At 40.5% G+C, this 18,588-nt stretch carries 20 protein-coding genes; 10 read left to right on the top strand and 10 right to left on the bottom strand.

The features are described 5' to 3' along the window. The first annotated feature begins 19 nt into the window (after positions 1–19). From lsrB to lsrG, 3 genes are all read left to right on the top strand, one after another. Positions 20–1,039, top strand: coding sequence for an autoinducer 2 ABC transporter substrate-binding protein LsrB (lsrB, locus tag EAE93_RS19915; RefSeq protein WP_036813927.1), 1,020 nt, complete (start codon positions 20–22; stop codon positions 1,037–1,039). A 68-nt stretch (positions 1,040–1,107) separates the two neighbouring features. After that, positions 1,108–1,983, top strand: coding sequence for a 3-hydroxy-5-phosphonooxypentane-2,4-dione thiolase (gene lsrF / locus EAE93_RS19910; RefSeq protein WP_011147358.1), 876 nt, complete (start codon positions 1,108–1,110; stop codon positions 1,981–1,983). Positions 1,984–1,995: 12 nt separating this feature from the next. After that, the gene (lsrG, locus tag EAE93_RS19905) at positions 1,996–2,295 is read left to right on the top strand and encodes a (4S)-4-hydroxy-5-phosphonooxypentane-2,3-dione isomerase (RefSeq protein WP_036778811.1); all 300 of its coding nucleotides are present in this window, start codon (positions 1,996–1,998) and stop codon (positions 2,293–2,295) included. 200 nt (positions 2,296–2,495) lie between these two features. Here lsrG and EAE93_RS19900 read toward each other — a convergent pair whose 3' ends face one another. From EAE93_RS19900 to EAE93_RS19890, 3 genes are all read right to left on the bottom strand, one after another. Then, positions 2,496–3,164 carry an RES family NAD+ phosphorylase gene (locus EAE93_RS19900; RefSeq protein ID WP_052739542.1) on the bottom strand — a complete coding sequence of 223 codons (669 nt, stop codon included), beginning with the start codon at positions 3,162–3,164 and terminating at the stop codon, positions 2,496–2,498. Beyond that, a complete protein-coding gene (locus EAE93_RS19895; protein ID WP_052739652.1) occupies positions 3,157–3,924 on the bottom strand; it encodes a hypothetical protein in 768 nt (255 codons plus the stop codon). The genes EAE93_RS19900 and EAE93_RS19895 overlap by 8 nt, the downstream gene beginning before the upstream one ends. 362 nt (positions 3,925–4,286) lie before the next feature. Then, the gene (locus EAE93_RS19890) at positions 4,287–4,595 is read right to left on the bottom strand and encodes an antitoxin of toxin-antitoxin stability system (RefSeq protein ID WP_110086787.1); all 309 of its coding nucleotides are present in this window, start codon (positions 4,593–4,595) and stop codon (positions 4,287–4,289) included. 808 nt (positions 4,596–5,403) lie between these two features. Here EAE93_RS19890 and EAE93_RS19885 point away from each other — a divergent pair. Beyond that, positions 5,404–5,871: an Hcp family type VI secretion system effector gene (locus EAE93_RS19885; RefSeq protein WP_214040406.1), complete on the top strand. Its 468-nt coding sequence runs from the start codon at positions 5,404–5,406 to the stop codon at positions 5,869–5,871. Positions 5,872–5,956: 85 nt separating this feature from the next. Here EAE93_RS19885 and EAE93_RS19880 read toward each other — a convergent pair whose 3' ends face one another. Genes EAE93_RS19880 through EAE93_RS19865 form a run of 4 tightly spaced genes read right to left on the bottom strand, consistent with a single transcriptional unit; the run spans position 5,957 to position 7,801 of the window. Further along, positions 5,957–6,331, bottom strand: coding sequence for a hypothetical protein (locus tag EAE93_RS19880; protein ID WP_146110738.1), 375 nt, complete (start codon positions 6,329–6,331; stop codon positions 5,957–5,959). Further along, the gene (locus EAE93_RS19875) at positions 6,324–6,677 is read right to left on the bottom strand and encodes a hypothetical protein (protein ID WP_041380192.1); all 354 of its coding nucleotides are present in this window, start codon (positions 6,675–6,677) and stop codon (positions 6,324–6,326) included. The genes EAE93_RS19880 and EAE93_RS19875 overlap by 8 nt, the downstream gene beginning before the upstream one ends. Next, complete coding sequence (locus EAE93_RS19870; protein ID WP_105399568.1) at positions 6,670–7,029, bottom strand: hypothetical protein; 360 nt, start codon at positions 7,027–7,029, stop codon at positions 6,670–6,672. Before EAE93_RS19870 ends, EAE93_RS19875 begins: the two co-directional genes overlap by 8 nt. After that, a complete protein-coding gene (locus EAE93_RS19865; protein ID WP_105396411.1) occupies positions 7,022–7,801 on the bottom strand; it encodes a DUF4225 domain-containing protein in 780 nt (259 codons plus the stop codon). The genes EAE93_RS19870 and EAE93_RS19865 overlap by 8 nt, the downstream gene beginning before the upstream one ends. 703 nt (positions 7,802–8,504) lie before the next feature. Here EAE93_RS19865 and EAE93_RS19860 point away from each other — a divergent pair. Next, positions 8,505–9,374 (top strand): AraC family transcriptional regulator, encoded by an 870-nt coding sequence (locus EAE93_RS19860; protein ID WP_214040400.1) that lies wholly within the window; start codon positions 8,505–8,507, stop codon positions 9,372–9,374. 182 nt (positions 9,375–9,556) lie between these two features. Here the strand turns inward: EAE93_RS19860 and yfcD are convergent, their stop codons facing one another. Beyond that, on the bottom strand, positions 9,557–10,099 hold the full coding sequence (yfcD, locus tag EAE93_RS19855) for an NUDIX hydrolase YfcD (RefSeq protein WP_036778799.1): 543 nt from the start codon (positions 10,097–10,099) through the stop codon (positions 9,557–9,559). A 357-nt stretch (positions 10,100–10,456) separates the two neighbouring features. Next, positions 10,457–12,334 carry a lipase family protein gene (locus tag EAE93_RS19850; protein ID WP_214040399.1) on the bottom strand — a complete coding sequence of 626 codons (1,878 nt, stop codon included), beginning with the start codon at positions 12,332–12,334 and terminating at the stop codon, positions 10,457–10,459. Between the two features lie 812 nt (positions 12,335–13,146). On the opposite strand from EAE93_RS19850, the gene EAE93_RS19845 reads away from it, so the two are divergent. From EAE93_RS19845 to EAE93_RS19830, 4 genes are all read left to right on the top strand, one after another. Further along, positions 13,147–13,557, top strand: coding sequence for a type III secretion system chaperone (locus EAE93_RS19845; RefSeq protein WP_036813954.1), 411 nt, complete (start codon positions 13,147–13,149; stop codon positions 13,555–13,557). Positions 13,558–13,626: 69 nt separating this feature from the next. Next, the gene (locus tag EAE93_RS19840; protein WP_214040398.1) at positions 13,627–15,156 is read left to right on the top strand and encodes a hypothetical protein; all 1,530 of its coding nucleotides are present in this window, start codon (positions 13,627–13,629) and stop codon (positions 15,154–15,156) included. Between the two features lie 183 nt (positions 15,157–15,339). Next, on the top strand, positions 15,340–15,921 hold the full coding sequence (locus EAE93_RS24770; RefSeq protein WP_250151116.1) for a transposase: 582 nt from the start codon (positions 15,340–15,342) through the stop codon (positions 15,919–15,921). 112 nt (positions 15,922–16,033) lie between these two features. Beyond that, positions 16,034–16,792, top strand: coding sequence for a transposase (locus tag EAE93_RS19830; RefSeq protein WP_214040397.1), 759 nt, complete (start codon positions 16,034–16,036; stop codon positions 16,790–16,792). A 91-nt stretch (positions 16,793–16,883) separates the two neighbouring features. Here EAE93_RS19830 and tnpA read toward each other — a convergent pair whose 3' ends face one another. Continuing rightward, positions 16,884–17,309, bottom strand: a complete 426-nt coding sequence (gene tnpA, locus EAE93_RS19825) for an IS200/IS605 family transposase (protein ID WP_036813960.1) — start codon at positions 17,307–17,309, stop codon at positions 16,884–16,886. 56 nt (positions 17,310–17,365) lie between these two features. Between tnpA and EAE93_RS19820 the strand changes: the two genes are divergently transcribed. Continuing rightward, on the top strand, positions 17,366–18,538 hold the full coding sequence (locus tag EAE93_RS19820; protein ID WP_214040396.1) for an RNA-guided endonuclease InsQ/TnpB family protein: 1,173 nt from the start codon (positions 17,366–17,368) through the stop codon (positions 18,536–18,538). Positions 18,539–18,588 lie beyond the last annotated feature (50 nt).

Genomic DNA, 18,588 nt, shown 5'->3' with positions numbered 1-18,588 from the left:
CAACAATATGGAGAGAGTAATGAAAACATTAATCCTGAAAAAACTGGCTCTAATTAGCCTATTAAGTCTGGCTTGCGCCTCTTGGGTACACGCCGCCGAAAGAATCGCTTTTATCCCTAAACTGGTCGGTGTCGGCTTTTTTACCAGTGGCGGCCAGGGTGCGGTAGCCGCCGGGAAAGCCCTGGGTGTCAATGTTACCTATGATGGACCGACAGAACCCAGTGTTGCCGGGCAAGTTCAGCTTATCAACAACTTCGTGAACCAAGGCTATGACGCTATTGTGGTCTCGGCGGTTTCACCGGATGGACTATGCCCCGCGTTGAAACGAGCCATGCAACGGGGGGTGAAAATTCTAACCTGGGATTCAGACACCTCGCCGGAATGCCGTTCTATCTATATCAATCAGGGAACGCCAAACCAACTGGGCGGAATGCTGGTGGACATGGCTGCCAATCAGGTGCAAAAAAAGCAAGCCAAAGTCGCGTTTTTCTACTCCAGCCCAACAGTAACTGATCAAAACCAATGGGTAAAAGAAGCCAAAGATAAAATTGCCGCGGAACACCCAGGTTGGGAAATTGTCACCACCCAATTTGGTTATAACGATGCAACCAAATCCTTACAAACCGCAGAAGGGATCTTAAAAGCCTGGAGTGATCTGGACGCCATTATTGCCCCGGATGCCAACGCCCTGCCTGCTGCGGCACAAGCGGCAGAAAATCTGAAACGACAAGATGTTGCGATCGTCGGTTTCAGCACCCCCAATGTCATGCGTCCTTATGTCGAACGCGGAACCGTCAAGCAATTCGGGCTTTGGGATGTGGTCAATCAAGGCAAAATATCAATTCATGTCGCCAATGAATTACTCAAGAAGGGTGATTTAAATGTCGGCGATAAACTAGATATTCCCGATATTGGCATTGTTGAAATTGTACCAAACCGCGTTCAGGGTTATCGCTATGAGGCCAAAGGAAACGGTATTGTTGTTCTGCCTGAACGAGTCATTTTCACCAAAGACAATATCAATCAATACGATTTCTAATGCTACTGTCCAGCAATCTCTGCCATGCATGGTTGCTGGTCCAATGTAAGTGAGTTAGGAGAAGAAAAATGGCAGATTTAGATGATATTAAAGATGGTAAAGATTTTGGTATTGATATCCCGCAGAAGAACAGCCTGTTTGAACTGAAAGGCTGTGGCGCACTGGATTGGGGAATGCAATCACGACTTTCACGCATTTTTAATCCCAAAACCAACCGAACAGTTATGTTGGCTTTCGACCACGGTTATTTTCAAGGGCCAACAACCGGGCTTGAACGCATCGATATCAATATTGCTCCGCTGTTTCCCCACACCGATGTCTTAATGTGTACCCGCGGTATTCTGCGTAGTCAGGTTCCACCCGCGACCAACAAACCCGTGGTCTTGCGTGCCTCCGGCGCCAACTCGATTCTGACGGAGCTGTCCAATGAAGCGGTCGCGGTTGCGATGGAAGATGCTTTACGCCTGAATGTCTGTGCCGTAGCCGCTCAGGTCTATATCGGCTCTGAATATGAGCATCAATCAATTAAGAACATTATCAAATTAGTCGATCAGGGAATGCGTTACGGTATGCCAACAATGGCAGTCACCGGCGTTGGTAAAGATATGGTTCGGGATCAGCGTTATTTTTCTCTGGCGACGCGTATTGCCGCCGAAATGGGCGCACAAATCATTAAAACTTACTATGTCGATACAGGCTTTGAGCGTATTGCCAGCGGATGCCCAGTTCCTATTGTCATTGCCGGTGGTAAAAAGTTACCAGAAAAAGAGGCTCTGGAGATGTGTTACCAGGCCATTGATCAAGGGGCTGCCGGTGTTGATATGGGCCGTAATATATTCCAATCCGAAGCACCGGTTGCCATGTTAAAAGCGGTTCAAGCAGTCGTACACCAGAATGAGAATGCCAGCAAAGCTTACGAGTTATTTTTAAGTGAAAAACAATAAGGAGAATATAAGATGCACGTAACTTTGGTTGAAATTAATGTTAAGCAGGACAAATTAGACGAATTTATTGAAGTTTTTCGCCTTAATCATCTGGGGTCAATTAAAGAAGCAGGCAATTTACGTTTTGATGTATTACGGGATGAAAATATCCCTACCCGCTTTTATATTTATGAAGCCTATGTTGATGAAAAAGCGGCTAACATACACAAGCAAACCCCTCATTATCTGAAATGTGTTGAACAACTCGAATCTCTGATGTCTGAACCCAGGAAGAAGAGATCGTTTGTTGGTGTGATGCCGGAAATAAAATAAATATACCCGTCATCTTTCAAGCTGTCTCTTTGTTGGCTGCACTCACTCACCCCGGTCACATAGTTATCTATGCTCCCGGGGATTCGCTCCCTTGCCGTCGCGATCCATCTTGAAATCCATAGGGTATATATATCAGATAGTTTTATTCGATATGAGAAGATGACTTAAACCTAACATTTAGCACTAATACAACGAGTTAACTAATCATCAGGATCACCACCACCTATACTCATTGGTACCATACCGAGATCATCGATAATAGTTTCAATGTCTTCCATAGCAGTTTCTGATGCAGAAACAGATTTTGACTCGACAATAACGGATAAGCTATTTTTGTTTACACGATCCTCGAACAACATGATAGCCATTCCATCACCCTGCTTAGAAGACCACTGTAAACCCTGAGCCTCTAAATGTTGGTTATGGATTTTAGCTGCTAACCGTTGCGTAAAAGGGTATTTATCTGCTGTTGAATTAATCACCTGTGATTTGGTAACTCCCCATCGTCTTAATGTTCTGGCATTTAATTCAACTAACACTAAATCTGTGACTGGTTCAATAACTGAGTATACTTTTTGATTAAGGCTCCCACAATCAAATGGCAGCCCCTCTGAAGGCGATCCAACATCGTGAAAAAGTGTTTCCAGCGCAACTGTGCTAAAATTTTCTGCACCATACAATGTTCCCGTCGCTTTTATCGGATTAAACCGCCCTGAACCATAACCAGGATTAAATTGAATAGCAGAAAATGCCTCATGGTGAAGACGATAAATAGGCTTTCCTGCTTTCCAAATATAATAATTACTTATATTCAGCCTTTCTGGGAATTCCGAATCTCCTTGTAATTCTTGGTCTTTTTTCTTAACCATGAACACCCCTTTCCAGTTCTTCCCTAGCAGCAATAAGTACTTGCTCTGGCATTGCTCTCAAGACTTCTTTGGGTTTTTTATTACCTAACCAACTATTATGCGAACCAAACCAAACAGCCAATCCCCAAGAGGTCTTTTTATTACCAAATAACGTGATTATTTTCTTAACAATATCAAGAGGTTTGAAATCTTCATTCAAAGCATATTGAGGAAAATAATCTTTACCATCAATCGTAATCGCAAAAATCTTATTACTGTTTTTCCATCTGTTTGGCCCTGCGCTCTTATTACTGGATTTAAACCCGTACCCCTCTGAAACAGCCATTGAGGTTAACCAGATTGAATCTGATAGGATTGATTCCTTTAAAGCCTTTCGACGTGCTGAAAAGCGAGCATCACGATCTTGCTTATGTTCAGATGATAGTTTCGTGACAGAATTATCTGCCTTTATCTTATTGAACTCTTTCTTTTTGGGTTGAATCTCAGGTTCTGCTTTCTGCCTCACTTTCTTACTGGTCTTAAGTACAGAGGGAACATCATCTGTTTTTGAACTAACAAAGCATGAAGTTGGATGAGCATCATTATCATAAGTAGCAATAGAATTCACCGTTGCAACTGCGGTGCTTACTGCAACATATAAGGCTTTACAGTATTCAGTAGTACTAGCTATGTTACGATCCAGTTTGATAATTAAATATTCAGCATTTTTATCAATTTTACGTTCGATGAGCTCAGATCCACTCAATGTTTCTATTTCCACTGATTTCTTCACCTTAGTGGACGAATGCATTCTAGTTGTCATAGTATACCTTCTCATCATAGCAGCATATGGATATATTCAATATATAGGATATATCATGGCTAGTCACCATAGCGCTAATAATAAATATTGTTGTTACATTGTAACCCTTGTGTACTGACAAGATTTTTATTCAAAAGAGGAATATTCACTGCTGTTATAAGAAAAAAATTTAAGAACAAAAACAATAAGCTCTACCTTTTTGAAGTTAGCTATTCAACTAAAACAGAGAGCAAAATTAATCAATTTTTTTATTAAAAATGGCTTCATCAAAATCATTATTACGTGTCAACCACAGAAAAAGTGCTTTCAGAGAATTACAATCATTCTTCGTAGTCTCCAGTGGAACCATGTTTGAGTTTCGTTGCCATCTCAGTAGCAACCTGATTCATATCCAAACCTTCACCAGTAAAATTAGCAGGAATGTTTTTTAACTCAGTTGTCCCCCGTTGAGCAAACTCAACAAAATTAATAATCTCTTCATACATATGTGCAGGCACAGCATAAAACTGGATCTGATTGTTTGATGAGACAGCAATAGCATCTCCTTGGGCTTCCGCCAAGGCCGCGCTAGGATTGGATTTAAACTTGCTTATCGGTATGGTGTAACCACACATAACCTTCTGTAACATATAGAATACCTCCACTTTACACTGCCATATATAGTTCCAAATTCAGCTCTAACATCTCGTAGATTAATAAATTATTAATTTACAGGGTTCTCATAATAAACCAGTACACTCTGATCATGTTTTTACTTCTCAGGACTATACTGTGAAGCAGTATATATTTGCAACCAGCGGGGCTAACGCGGCATCAATATTCCTCATTCTCCTCCATGTTCTTTCTTTATAAACCTCTATTCATATTTATTCTCCAAGAATAACGCTACGTTTTCCTTGCCTATCACTAAAATCAACAAGTAATAATTCCCAACAGAATCTCTCAAAGTCACAATCTGCATTACTGAATGTCGTGTTAATAATACCGATATCGCCAACAAACAATTGTTTTAAAACCAACCAAAAAGGTTGACTTTTGATCGAATTGCGCTATTTTTGAGGAATGGAAAGAACCTTGATTAGCATTCTCCTCTTTGATACTAACTTGGAATATTTTTAAATATGCTTTCCAAACAGGCAAGCATACTTATGTTTTACCTTCTTGGCAGCATGACGAAAGTTAGAAGAAAGAGAGATGAGTCTGAAAACCAAACTACTTTCTTATCTACATCATTCATACCAATGACATAGGAGTAAATATATTTTGGCTGACTTAGTGCCAATCCCAATAGGCGTAATTGTTGCAGGCAGTTTGAACACGGACAGCGCGGAAAAACCGGAGCGTACACGTAGTACGTGAGGATTTTGAGCACTGCCCAGGTTCGCTCTTTATGGTAAAGAAGGGCAAATAAAATAGCCCTATTGGGATAGGCCGTTAATTTATTTAACGATAAAAGGGCAAGATCAGGGACTCATCTCCGCGGGTTGTTCATCAATTGACTCGATTGGTAATAAATACCAAGTTAACCATCAAGATGAAATTCTGGTTTACGGTTTGAGCCACTCAATGTTACGTAAGAAAAACGTTAAACATCAACCGGTGATAATTAGAAAACCCGTTGATAAATCAACGCCTCTGTTAGGTGTTGCAATTTCCAATAATGAAGTAATGGATTGTTTTATTAACCATTATCGGACAAGTTTAAATGGAGGATTAGAATTATATTTTAATTTAAAGCTAATCGGAGCTCAAATATTGGAATACAGTGTACTCCATCCCAACTCTTTAGAAAATAATGACCAGCAACCTCAAGAAACACTATCGTTAATATATAAAAGTATAACGTGGAACCATATTATCGCAGGAACCGGCGGTTATAGTATATGGGAAGATACGGTATATTAACTCTCAATAAAATACCACCTCCCAAACGGGAGGTATTTAGATAAACTTCAAAATAAACTTCACTCTGTAATCCATTGAATAAATATCAATTCTTTTCTTTTTCTTTTTCTTTTTCTTTTTCTTTTTCTTTTTCTTTTTCTTTTTCTTCACTATCAGGTTTATTCATAGTAAGAAGACAAGAATATGCAATTGCAAAAAACAAAGCACCAAACCGGATTGATCTATAATCATAAATACTAAAATAATGTGGAAATATATATACCAGTACACCGCCATTTACAGCAATGTTATGCTGTACAGTATTAACAATCACAAAGATAACAGTAAAAAGCACCGTTCGAATATGACCCCTTACATATTCCCTCAACTTAAACAGTACAATAAGCACCAAAATAGACATTGCGTAATAAATAATTACAAAAAAGACATTGTAATAGGATAATGTCACATCATCATTCATCTTTTTCACCATTATCTCTGCTTTCCTTTTCTTTACTATAGGGTCTATCCATAATAAGAAGACAAGGATATAAAAATAAAAGAAAATTCGCACCATATCTAATTGAATCATAATCGTCAATGCTAAAATAATGTGGGAATATATATACCAGCACACCACCATTTACAAAAATACCATATTGAATAGCACCAATAACCACAATAATAACAGTAAAAATCACCTCTCTAATATAGCCCCTGACATATTCACTCAGCTTAAACAGTACAATAAGCACCAAAATAGACATTACGTAATAAATAATTACAAAAAAGACATTGTAATAGGATAATGTCACATCATCATTCATTTTTTTCACCATTATTTCCACTTTGCTTTTCTTTTTCCTCACGATCAAATTTGCTCACAGGCATCAGACAGCAATATACAATAAAGAAAAACAGAGCACCAAACCGAATTGAGCTATAATCATAAATACTAAAATAATGTGGATATATATATATCAGAACACCGCCATTTAATAAAATATTATATTGAATAACAGTAAAAACCAAAAGAATAACAGTAAAAATAACCGCTTGAATATAAATTTTTACGTACCCCCTCAACTTAAAAAGTACAATAAGCACGAGAATAGACATTGCGTAATAAATAATTACAAAAAAAACATTGTAATAGGATAACGTCACATCATCATTCATTTTTCTCACCTTTAGAAATCGAATAAATACCGAAACTAGTCACAAGATCACCAGTAATCTCAGCAAGCAAAGGTATCCTCCCCATCACCTGCCACCCTCTGATGTAATCAGTTTTTATATACCGAAATAAACGAAACGTTCCGGGCCTCACAACAGATCTTGCCATTCCGTACCCAGACAACGCCAGATCTACATAGCCGTAAATTCTATCACCATCAGCTCCACTATAACCAAGGGTTTTAGCTGCATCACGATAAACATCTCTTACCGGACCTGAAACCTCTTTTCTTAATAACAGGTAATACCCATTCTCATAAACATTATTTCCTCCCTGTATCAGTAGAGGTACACCAAAACCCGCACAAGCGGCGCCAAGAGAGGCCACGCATACGCCAAGACCAGCAAAGATTTGAGAACCACCGCTAACAAAACCAATTCCTTTCAAAGTTAAATTGGTTTCTTCATCCCCTTCTTCTTTTTTTTCTTTTTGAACAATCATATATATCTGGCTATCATTCATTAACAGGTCAAATTCCTGTCTCTTTAGGTTATCTATTTCATCTTGCAGGATTGCAATACCACCATCAACAGATAAGCAATTTGTACCTATCTCATGATTAACCGTTCTGATGAGTTCATTTATTTCAAAAAGGAAACGACACCCGCTTCTAGCATCAGAAAGATATCTAAAATTAAGCTTGGATGATATCTCATGTAATTCTTTAATTTTGAGCTCTAAATAATGCAAACTCTGTCTTGATGAAAACGCCATGTTAAACCTCTATAACTCGTTAATTTTGACTCATACGATCCCCAAACAATGTGATAACCACTCCATGATCCTGTCCAAAAGAACACTGTAAGCCCTTAACCTTAGAATGCTGATTCTAAACTCCAATGGATAACCGTTATATAAAAAGGTCCTCATCCACGGCTGAATCAGATAGCTATGATTTGGTCCCACATGATCCTAATTCCTGATAATACCTATTAAGGCACGCTAATATCGAGAAATGCTTTTCCATAGCGGATACCCAGATTATCTGGGCCATACAATATCTTTACGACTTCTATCAAATCAAACCAAATCCATTAAATCACAATAATAGAACAATAAATAGTCTTTTCTTCCCCAGATATTCTATCTTCTAAATACTAACCATTATTCAAACCTAATTTTTTTAAACACTATCTATTCTTCAATAATAGTAATTATATCCCCATAGAGTTTCTCATCCCTAAAGAACCCGGTTATTTTCATTAACAAAATCAAGAGGCTTAAAATCTTCATACTCTTTTACTACCTAATACGCTTTAAATTCATTGCCCTGCTATGTGCTGTTATTTCCTTACTTACACGATTAGAATTTCATTTGAAATAACGTTTTCCACACCGGCTTAACGCAAAAGTCAGCAATATCAGTCAGGCAATGTCTCTTATGTTCAGGCATAGTGCTCTCTAATTGGAGGATTCAATGCACAATGATAAAACTGACGCCTACGTCAAACGATTCAATCAGGTATTTAATTATATTGAGCGCCATTTGGATGAGCCGCTTACATTGGAACAACTGAGTGAGGTAGCGAATTTTTCGCGTTATCACTTTCATAGGCAGTTTGCCAATTACTGCGGTATACCTGTAGGACGCTATATCCAATTAATGAGGTTAAAGCGTGCTTCTTACCGTCTGGCATTCAATCCGTTAGAAAAAATCATCGATATTGCGTTGGACGCAGGTTTTCAGAATCCAGAATCGTTCAGCAGGGCCTTCAAACAGTCATTTGGTCTGACACCAAGCCAGTTCCGTAAACAACCGGCTTGGATAAATTGGCACCAGCGTATGCCTGAACAAAAACATATCAGGAGACAAACCATGAATGTAAAAATTGTTAATTTTCCAGAAACACTTGTTGCCATGTTGTCCCATCATGGTCAACCCGAGTTGGTCAATGCAACCGCCGCACGTTTTATCGCATGGCGCAAAACCACAGGACTGTCACCTGTTACCAGCAGTCAAACCTACGGTATCGCTCCACACGATCCAGCAACGATAAAAGGAGAAGATTTCCGCTTTGATATTTGCGGTACAGTCGAGGCGCCAATCCAAGAGGATAATCTGTTCGGAGTGACTAACGGCGTCATACCCGGTGGACGCTGTGCCGTGGCTCGCTATCATGGTTCACATGATTCTTTATCAGAGAGTGCGCGATATTTGTATCGCGACTGGCTACCTGCCAGCGGAGAAGAACTACGCGATTTCCCACTGTACTTTCATTACTTTAATTTTGTGCATGAAGTCGCTACACACGAATTACTGACGGATATTTACTTGCCGCTTAAATAGAGGCTTGTATCACCAGACATATATCTTACAGCACGTTATTAACAGTTCGCTCAAAACCTCGAAAGAACGGTACGGTCGTATTGGAGGATGGCCGCCAGCCATCCTCCCGCATTTCATCAATAAGAACGTACAACCTCATTAATTTTTACTCAGATTAATTGGAAATTCTTTTTGGACTATTCTCATTTTTTTCTATTGACAATAATTGCATCAAAATCGTTATTACGTGTCAGCCACAGAGAAAGCGCTTTCAGCGAATCAGGGGTGAATTCATCACAGCGAGCGGTTATCTCCTCCGGCGTCAACCAGCACACATCATCAATTTCCGCTTCCTGTAAAGCAAACGGACCATGACTGATGCAACTGAATAATGCGCCACAAATACGGCAATCTTCTGCTTCATAATAAAAACTACCATGTTCTGCAAAAGGTACACCGGCAATACCTAACTCTTCTTCTGCTTCACGCCGGGCAGAATCCAACATATTTTCACCCGCCATCACAACACCGCCTGCGGTCGCATCCAGCTTTCCCGGATAAAAATCTTTAGTTATTGTACGATGTTGAACCAAAATCTTTCCCATGCCGTTGTGAACAACGATATAAGTCGCACGGTGTCGTAAACGTTGGGCACGCATTTGTCGACGCGTAGCCTGAGCAATGACTTCATTATTTTCATTAACGATATCGATCCACTCAACACTCACTACATTCTCTTGTTCCATCTTCAAAAACCTTTTTTATTAGCAAGAACTTGTAAATCTACAAAATGTTTATTCTACTCAAAACAACCAAATCGATAGGGACCCTACGAAGTTATTCGTTTCAGACGGCTCATGCAACCTTTTCGCTAAACTTGAAATAGAACTGTAAAGAAACTGTAGTCTGATAAGGTTTTTACTGGTAATGATAACAGGGTTGACAGCTTCATCTTATCAACCCTGAAAATTAGAAAAGAGAAATTCAAACCGTCGTCCGTCCATATTCCTCATTATGGCGGCATTATTTTCTGGCGTTCTATTTATTTGGTTATAAATTTCAATTCATTAATCTTAATATTTAATTTATTGACCTCTGTTTCATCATAATTCTTTCTCAATCCGCGTAGCAATATTGGTATAACGTGTTAAGGCCAAAATATCGCGTTTATCTTGCAGAGTATCAATAAGTGCTAGCTCTAATTGGTTATCCATATTCAAAAACAGCGTATTGCGTTGCCGAATATCAGGAATAATATCATTCCTTTCATTCATTGTTTTTTCAAATAATTGTCTCTGTTCTTGATAAAAATAATATTTATCGGGAGAAAACAATTCTGCAATTCTATCACCAATGTAATGAATATAGTTTAGCATACGGTGATCAGGGACACCTAAAGCATATTTTAAGGTCGGATTTGCATTACGTGGGAACCACTTATCCCTATCAGCACTACTTATATGTTTAAAAAATTCCTTTTGAATCTCCGATGCCATCTTCATATTATCTTCAGTTTCATGATTCAGTGACGGAATCAAATACAATTTTGCCATGACAGGCAATACCTCTGTAAGCCGTATAAAGTTGTTTGAATCATCCTGTTTTAAAGTCTCAATAATAAGATCAGCCTTATAAAAATGAACTATTTCTCCATGATGTAAAAAAACCTCCTGACCTTTCGTCAAACCCAACAATTCAATAGCACTAAATAGATAACCCAATGGTCCCCAATAATTATAAAGCCAGTTATCCAAATCTTTTTCCGGGGGCATAGAGGGAACCAAATCATTTTCATTCACATGACGGTAATGTGTCATATTTTCCAATTCTTGTACCGCGCTGCGGGTTAATGTCCGAGGCATCCCATAGCTATACAAGCAAGGATGATATTCTTTCAGTTGGGCACTATGCAATAACCCTAAAGCACCACCTAAACTATGTCCACAAACAAATACGTTTCGGTTTTTAGCTAAATTAATAATTTTATCAAACATATTTTCATCAGAACCGGGAACTTTTAACTGACCAATAAGATTAAATGCCTCCCAAAATCCCCTATGAACTTTACCATTATTAATAAAACCACTGCATACCCCATCTGGTTCACACCCCAATTTCAATGGTTGATACATAATATCAGTAATGGCGTCATCAACACTCGCCGTCCCCCTCCAACTGATAATAATATCCTGTTGGTTAGCTGCATAAAATAATTCCGTATCTCCTATCCCGCTTTCACCTGCTTTTGAATCAATAAATACAACATCAGTGTAACGTTCACTAAATGGCACATCATAAACAATGGGAGTACGCGCTATTTTTTCCACCTTACCAGGCAATTGAGATATATCCAGCATCTGTCGGTTAAAAAAATGAGTAATAGAACCAGCTATATCGACATTATCATCAAAATATGACAGTAATCCCATTAGTGCCAAATTATAAGCATTCACCAGGGAATAATCTTTCTGATGATGTAACAATAGTACCCACGCACGAAACGGACATACTTCCAAAACATACCGGCAGTTTGTTGAGAGAACACGAAAACCTTTCGGTACCGAATCCGGGAAATGATAGCGTGGCGGTTTCTCTTCTATCCATTTATCAATGACAGGCAAGCCATCACTTATCTGTCCAATCGTCACATAATGGTGTTGATGACCTTCCGTTTCTGCTTTGGGTTTGACAACTGACGCCCTAATACTGCGTTTTTCCCGTAATGGACGTTGTTCCATTTCATCAGCTAATGGTTGAGCGCTGATATATAACGTCACAGCATCAGGTGATAAGTTTTCTTCCCTAATCAATCCTTGATTATTAGTCACACCTTTGCGTTCATCTCGGAACCTCCCGCTACTTATCAGACGATAAGGCATATTCACTAATGGATTACCTTGTTCATCAACTAATTGGAACTCCACCCAATTTTCTGTAGTTTTTTGGCTATCAATAATGTCACCTGGGCATAATTCGCTCATAATTATTATCTCCCTCTTTTTATTCTGGAATATTAATTCGACACTTATTATTAGGTCGATACATCAATAATAGTGGGAGAGAAAATTCATTCACTCAAGTCTGTAATTGTAATAAAATTCAATAAATGCAAAACGAATATCATTATGAAAAACATAAGGTAAAAAATGGCAACCAAATAACAATGCAGATCATTGATTTATTTAATTTCACAAATACTAAATCCACAAAAAATAAAAACCAAAAACTCATTATCCTGATATGAAGTTATTATCACCACAAAACAGAAGAAATAATAGTTTGATTTACATAGGGAAAAAATTATCCATACTAATTGTCATGATTAATCATTAAATTTTATCCTTAATGAATTAAATAATAAAAACAGCCTGTCTATCCAAAACAAAAATAGCGAAGAAGATCAAGTGATAATATATCAGCACTTTATTATTGACATAAATATTATGTCAATAATTTATAATCTATATAATAGCAATGCCTGACACTTCCATATTCTTGCCATAATCATCATATAAAATAATCATTACGCAATATGTCCGAACTAGCTCCTTAATCTACCAGGACTCGGAAATCATCGCCGAATTCAGTATTAGCATGTCGCTTTACTCCGTCAGGTTTATCACCACATTCTTCATAAAAACCAACCCTCACCGTATGTTGACATCCGACTAAGAACCCATCTATCTGATTAATTCCTACAATATCATTGCCTATTTTTGATAGACGATCCCACGCTCCTGCCACATAATTTGTGGCAATATTTTACTGTTAATTTTTTTGATGAGATTTATTGATGTCCAAATTAGAAAAATTATGCGCAGATTTTGCCGCTCAAACCAACATTATGTTGAATCTTTCCACCGGCGCAGTGCAATTGAACATTGGTGATTATGGCCCCTGGTGGTTAGAAGTAGATTCAACAGGATCGATGCTGACTTTCCATCATACAGTGGCTCCGTTTGTTAATAGTGATGCGGAATTTTGGCTCTCATTAAACAGTAATATAAATATGCTTGGAGGAGCATGGCTTGCATTACATCAGCCAACGCAAACTATTCGTCTCTGTTTATTACAAGATATAGAACGAATCGATGCTACTGACTTGGCTAATATTCTGGGAAACCTGCAAAAAATAAGAGCTGAACTTCCTTTTCCAGAAACTAAAACCACCACTTCCGCTTCGGCCCACGATATTTTTGTTTGACACGTTTTTTCAGACTGTAAATTCAAAGGGTTCACAACAGAAAATAGAATAAAATAACGGAGAAAAAATATGCCAGATTTTTCAATACAGAGAGCTAACACCAGAATCGATATTCATCAAACTGAATTGCATCAACCAACGGCAACAGATAAAACTAGCCATTGCTGCGAGCCATTATTAAATAATACCATTGATAATCCACTGACAGCGCCAACCTCGGTTATCACACGTTGGAATGAAAAATCCGTCGTAACTAACAAGCAAATTGAAACTAATATTTCTCGTTTAGCCAGCGAAAGCACTGCCGCCCATAAAACAGTTGATTCTCTCTTGTCCAATCTGGTGAAACTTTTTGTTCGGGCGGAGGGTAATGAGTTAACAGCAGTTACTAAAATGCTTAATGCCTATACCGGAGATAAGCCCGGTTTTAGTATTGTCGGTCAACTTGGCGCAGGTGGATTTACTCGAATCATTAGTGAAGCACGGCAGAATGGTGTAAGACCTGATAGGGCAGATACAGAACCGCTAACATTGAGGGAGAAGGCCACTGCTTATTATGATCTCACTAACTCAGCTTATTTCCGGGACACTCTGGAGAAAATTTATTCATCACCTGAATTGAAATCAGAATTCAAGGATATAATTGATATTGGTTACTTAGAAAGTAAAAATTTTGCACCTGCCCGCGGTTCCACTAAGGAAAAGCCCTTACCTGATCAATTGAATCTCTACACTTTTAAAAATGAAAATAAACTTAATGCCTCTGAAAATCCCGAATTATATCAGGTGACTAAACAGAAAGACGGGCAAGAAGTTATCAGTAACCCGGCTCTGGCCGGCAATAGCCTTACAAAAGTCCAAAATGATTTCAGAACAGCAGCGCCTGATAAGGATAGTGTCTGGTCAACCGCCGCTTCACTTGAGGCCGATAATCGTCTGACCAACCGAGAGCTGGCGTTTGCCAGTTTAAATCCTCGCAACCGGCTGGACAGAACTGACTATCAATTTGGTCGTTCAGAACCTATCAAAGCACATCAAGAGTTAGCTAAGGAAAACATTATCGTACAACGTGGTAACGGTTTTTCTGTCTGGAATGTGAAAGAAAATACAGGATTTTCCAAGGATGCCGCTTTGCACAATTTGCCAACTGTCGCTGCACCTTCGGGTACTACGGATCGTTTTATTACTGCGGCCAGGTTGTTGGGCGCCGGTCTGAAAAATGATCTTGCTTTAGGTACGCCTACTAACGGTGAATCACCAGAGCAATCCATTCAACGTGGGGATCGGGAAATGAAAGAACTGACTCGATGGCTGGCAACGGGTTATCTGGTTGATGATAATCACCACTCTATGATTGAAGTTAATTTAGGCGCGGCTAACCACGGTTTAGCGCCTCAGTGGGGATTGAATCTCTATACCGAACCCTTTTCTTCTCCTATCCATGCCAAAGGGTTTAGCGTATCCAGCCAAGAAATATTGGCAGAATTAGAAGGCCGTGATGATGTCCACACAGATTACTCTACTTTCAGGAAAGATCTGTACGGCGGAAGTCGGGCAACAGTTAACGCGGATGGCAGCATAAAAACAAGCTCTAAATAAGTACGCTTTTCTCCAAAAGAAAAACTGATCATTTCTTTATTCATGATCTTCCTGTCGTACTGCTCAGGAAGATCACGTTGGTCTTAGCAAAATCCGCCGTAAACCCTCGCCCAATGCGAGGGTGTCGCAAAAGTTAACCCTTATCAGTTAAGCTCTGGGTTAATATTCCAAACGAGACCTTCTATGACTCAATTCCTACGGCAACTGACACCTTCCGTTCATACCGGGCGTCAGTTTGTCACCGCTCAGCACCTAACTGTACTGGAAGGAACTCTTTCCCTCCATGACTATTTGAAGCAAGTGGGGGAACGCACGGCATTTATTGTCTCCGATATCCTTGATGAGCAGGATTGGGCCCCTTTCGAACGCGATTACGCCTCATCCGGTAGAGCGCCGTATTCCCCACGTTCCATGATGGGCATTCTGCTTTATGGGATCATGAAAGGGATCAGTTCTCTCAGAGGACTTGAACGGCTGGCACGTCTGGATTTGGGATGTCTCTTTGTGAGTCATGGCATGACACCTGATCACGCCAGCCCTGGACGTTTCATCTATCAACATCAATCCACGCTGACGGGCTCGTTTTTTAACGGGGTAGCTTCATCCGTATTACATCACAGTCAATCCGGTGTTTCATGTCTGGCGGGGGATGGAACCGTGATAGAAGCGGCGTGTTCTCACTATCATCTCCTGACTCAGGAAGCGATTTTGCGAGAAAAAAAAGCTTTAACTACCGCCCCCCGCCAATCCCCAAAAAGCAGATAAAATCAGGCGACTGGAACAGTCTGCCGCCGTCTTACAAATCCGACAAGAAAATCGTGAAAAAAACGGTAAAGACGCCAGCCAGTGACGTATCAACCCGATAGAGCCAGAAGCGATGATCCAGCGGCTCAAGCGGAGACGGGGATTTTCCAGTGCGTATAAACCTTCAGTTTTGGTCAATGAGGCCCGTATCATTGTTGCTCAGACAGTCGATCCTGCCAGTGAAACACGGGTTATCGCGGATTTATTGGCTCAACATTATCAGCTATCTGGGTGTCACCCCAAAACCCTCTTACTGGATGCGGGTTATTTTCATGACGAGGTGATTGCTGAGACTCAAAAACATCAAATTCTGTTGTTCTGTCCTGACGGCAATGAGCACCAGAGCCAAAGAAAAATCTACCCAAAATCGCGGTTTATTTATCATGCAGAGAAAGACCTTTATCTCTGCCCGGCCAATGACAAGTTACGTCTTGTGAGTACAGTAAAACCGTCTGAAAAGAGCCGTGGGCATCGGGTTTATACGGGAGCAAATTGTGCCGATTGCCTGAAAAAAGAAAAATGTACGCAGGCGAAAAAGGGCAGAAAAATTAAACGTTACCCGGAAGATGAAGCGCGGGATAAACTGCGTTCACGTATGACCCAACCGGAGTCAAAACGGATATTGAGTCAACGAAAGGTCATGGTAGAACCGGTATTTTCTGCCTTACGAGGTATCCCGGGGTTGGAGCGTTTTCGGCGCAGAGGTTTATCGGCAGTCAGAGTGGAATTTACCTTGCACGCCATAGCGTATAACTTATCAAGGGCCGTTGCCCTGATATTATGGGTTATTTTTAGCCTGTCATGGGTTGTCAGTCCCAATAACAGGCAATAAATCTCTGTGGGTTTATTGTCAATGCCGGCCTTTTGCGACACCCTCAATGCGGGCGGGGATATAAGGCGAAAAGCCCGTAGGGCTTTAAAGATCAATCAGGCGTTGTCTGGCTTTGAACATAGGCTCTGAGCGTTTCAATCGTTGCTCCTCCGGTGCTACAGACAAAGTATGATCTTGACCATAAAAGCCCCGTTTTACTCTGCATCCGTAAATGCGTGTTTTGCTGGCGCAGCAGACGCGACGACACGGATTTCAGATTGTTGACCATCACACTGACAGCAAGTTTTGGCGGATAGGCAACCAGCAGATGCACATGGTCTGGTTCTCCGTCCATCTCAATAATTTCACATTCGAGTTTTGCGGCAGCAGAAGCAAAAGCATGCCGCAACTGTTCTATCATGCGTCCATCAAACAGTCTACGGCGGTATTTTGTCGTAAAAATCAGATGCACAACAAGTTTGCTGACACTATGCCGTTTACGGAGGAACCCCTCCAGTAAATCATCGTGATTACTCAATTGATATATTCCACTAACCTGTTAAAATAAAAGTATTATATCAATGAGCGCTGACTATGTTAAGAGCCACGAAAGTACGCATTTATCCGACACCGGAACAGGCTGAGTTTCTCAATGCCCAGTTCGGTGCAGTTCGTTTTGCGTACAACAAAGCTCTGCACATCAAAAAACAGGCTTACCAGCGCCACGGTGTCAGTTTAAGCCCCCGTAAAGATCTGAAACCGCTGTTGGCAGTCGCGAAAAAATCCCGTAAATATGCATGGCTCAAAGAGTATGATTCCATCGCATTACAGCAGGCGGTCATTAATCTTGATGTGGCTTTTTCCAATTTTTTTAATCCGAAACTGAAAGCGCGTTTTCCGGCATTTAAAAGTAAGCATGGAAAGCAATCAAGCTATCATTGCGTTGGGGTTAAAGTGCTTGATAGCGCGATCAAGATCCCGAAAGTTTCACCGATTGAAGCGCGTTTACATCGTGAAATTACGGGCACATTGAAAAGTATCACGCTGAGCCGCAGCGCAACGGGGAAATATTATGCTTCAATACTCTGCGATGACGGGACAGAAGCGCCAGCGAAACCAACATTGATATCAAATGTTACGGGTCTTGATATGGGACTATCGCACTACGCCATTAAATCGAATGGTGACAAAACCCCGAATCCCCGCCATCTCATCAATGCCAGCCGCAACCTGCGACGTAAACAGAAAGCGTTGTCCCGTAAGAAAAAGGGTAGTGCGAACCGTCGTAAAGCCCGTATACAGCTTGCGGGTGTGCATGAACGGGTAGCCAATACCCGTGCTGATTTCCAGCATAAACTCTCCCACAAAATTGTTGACGAAAGCCAAGCGGTAATTGTGGAGACACTGAAAGCAGCAAATATGATGAAAAATCACCATCTGGCACGTGCTATCGGCGATGCCGGATGGTCTGGGTTCATCACAAAACTGGAATACAAGGCCGCAGAGAAAGGTGTGCATCTGGTGAAACTGGATCAATGGTTTGCCAGTTCAAAAACCTGTCACTGTTGTGGTCACAAAATGCCGGAAATGCCGTTAAATAAGCGAATCTGGCAATGTCCAGAATGCGGAGTTGAACATGACCGCGATATCAACGCGGCAATCAACATCGAACGCAAGGGCATACTGGAATTATGTGCGGCGGGACTCGTCGTGCAATCTGCCCATGGAGGCCAGCGTAAATCCGTCATACAGACGGTTGCGGCCTAGGAAGTGGGAAGCCTCGCCCGACAGGGCGGGAAGCAGTCACGCTAGGAAGG

It is taken from the genome of Photorhabdus akhurstii (assembly GCF_018448925.1).
In the GTDB taxonomy this organism is placed as follows: domain Bacteria; phylum Pseudomonadota; class Gammaproteobacteria; order Enterobacterales; family Enterobacteriaceae; genus Photorhabdus; species Photorhabdus akhurstii.
Note: the sequence above shows the minus strand (reverse complement) of the source record. Positions and strands in the feature narration are given on the sequence as shown.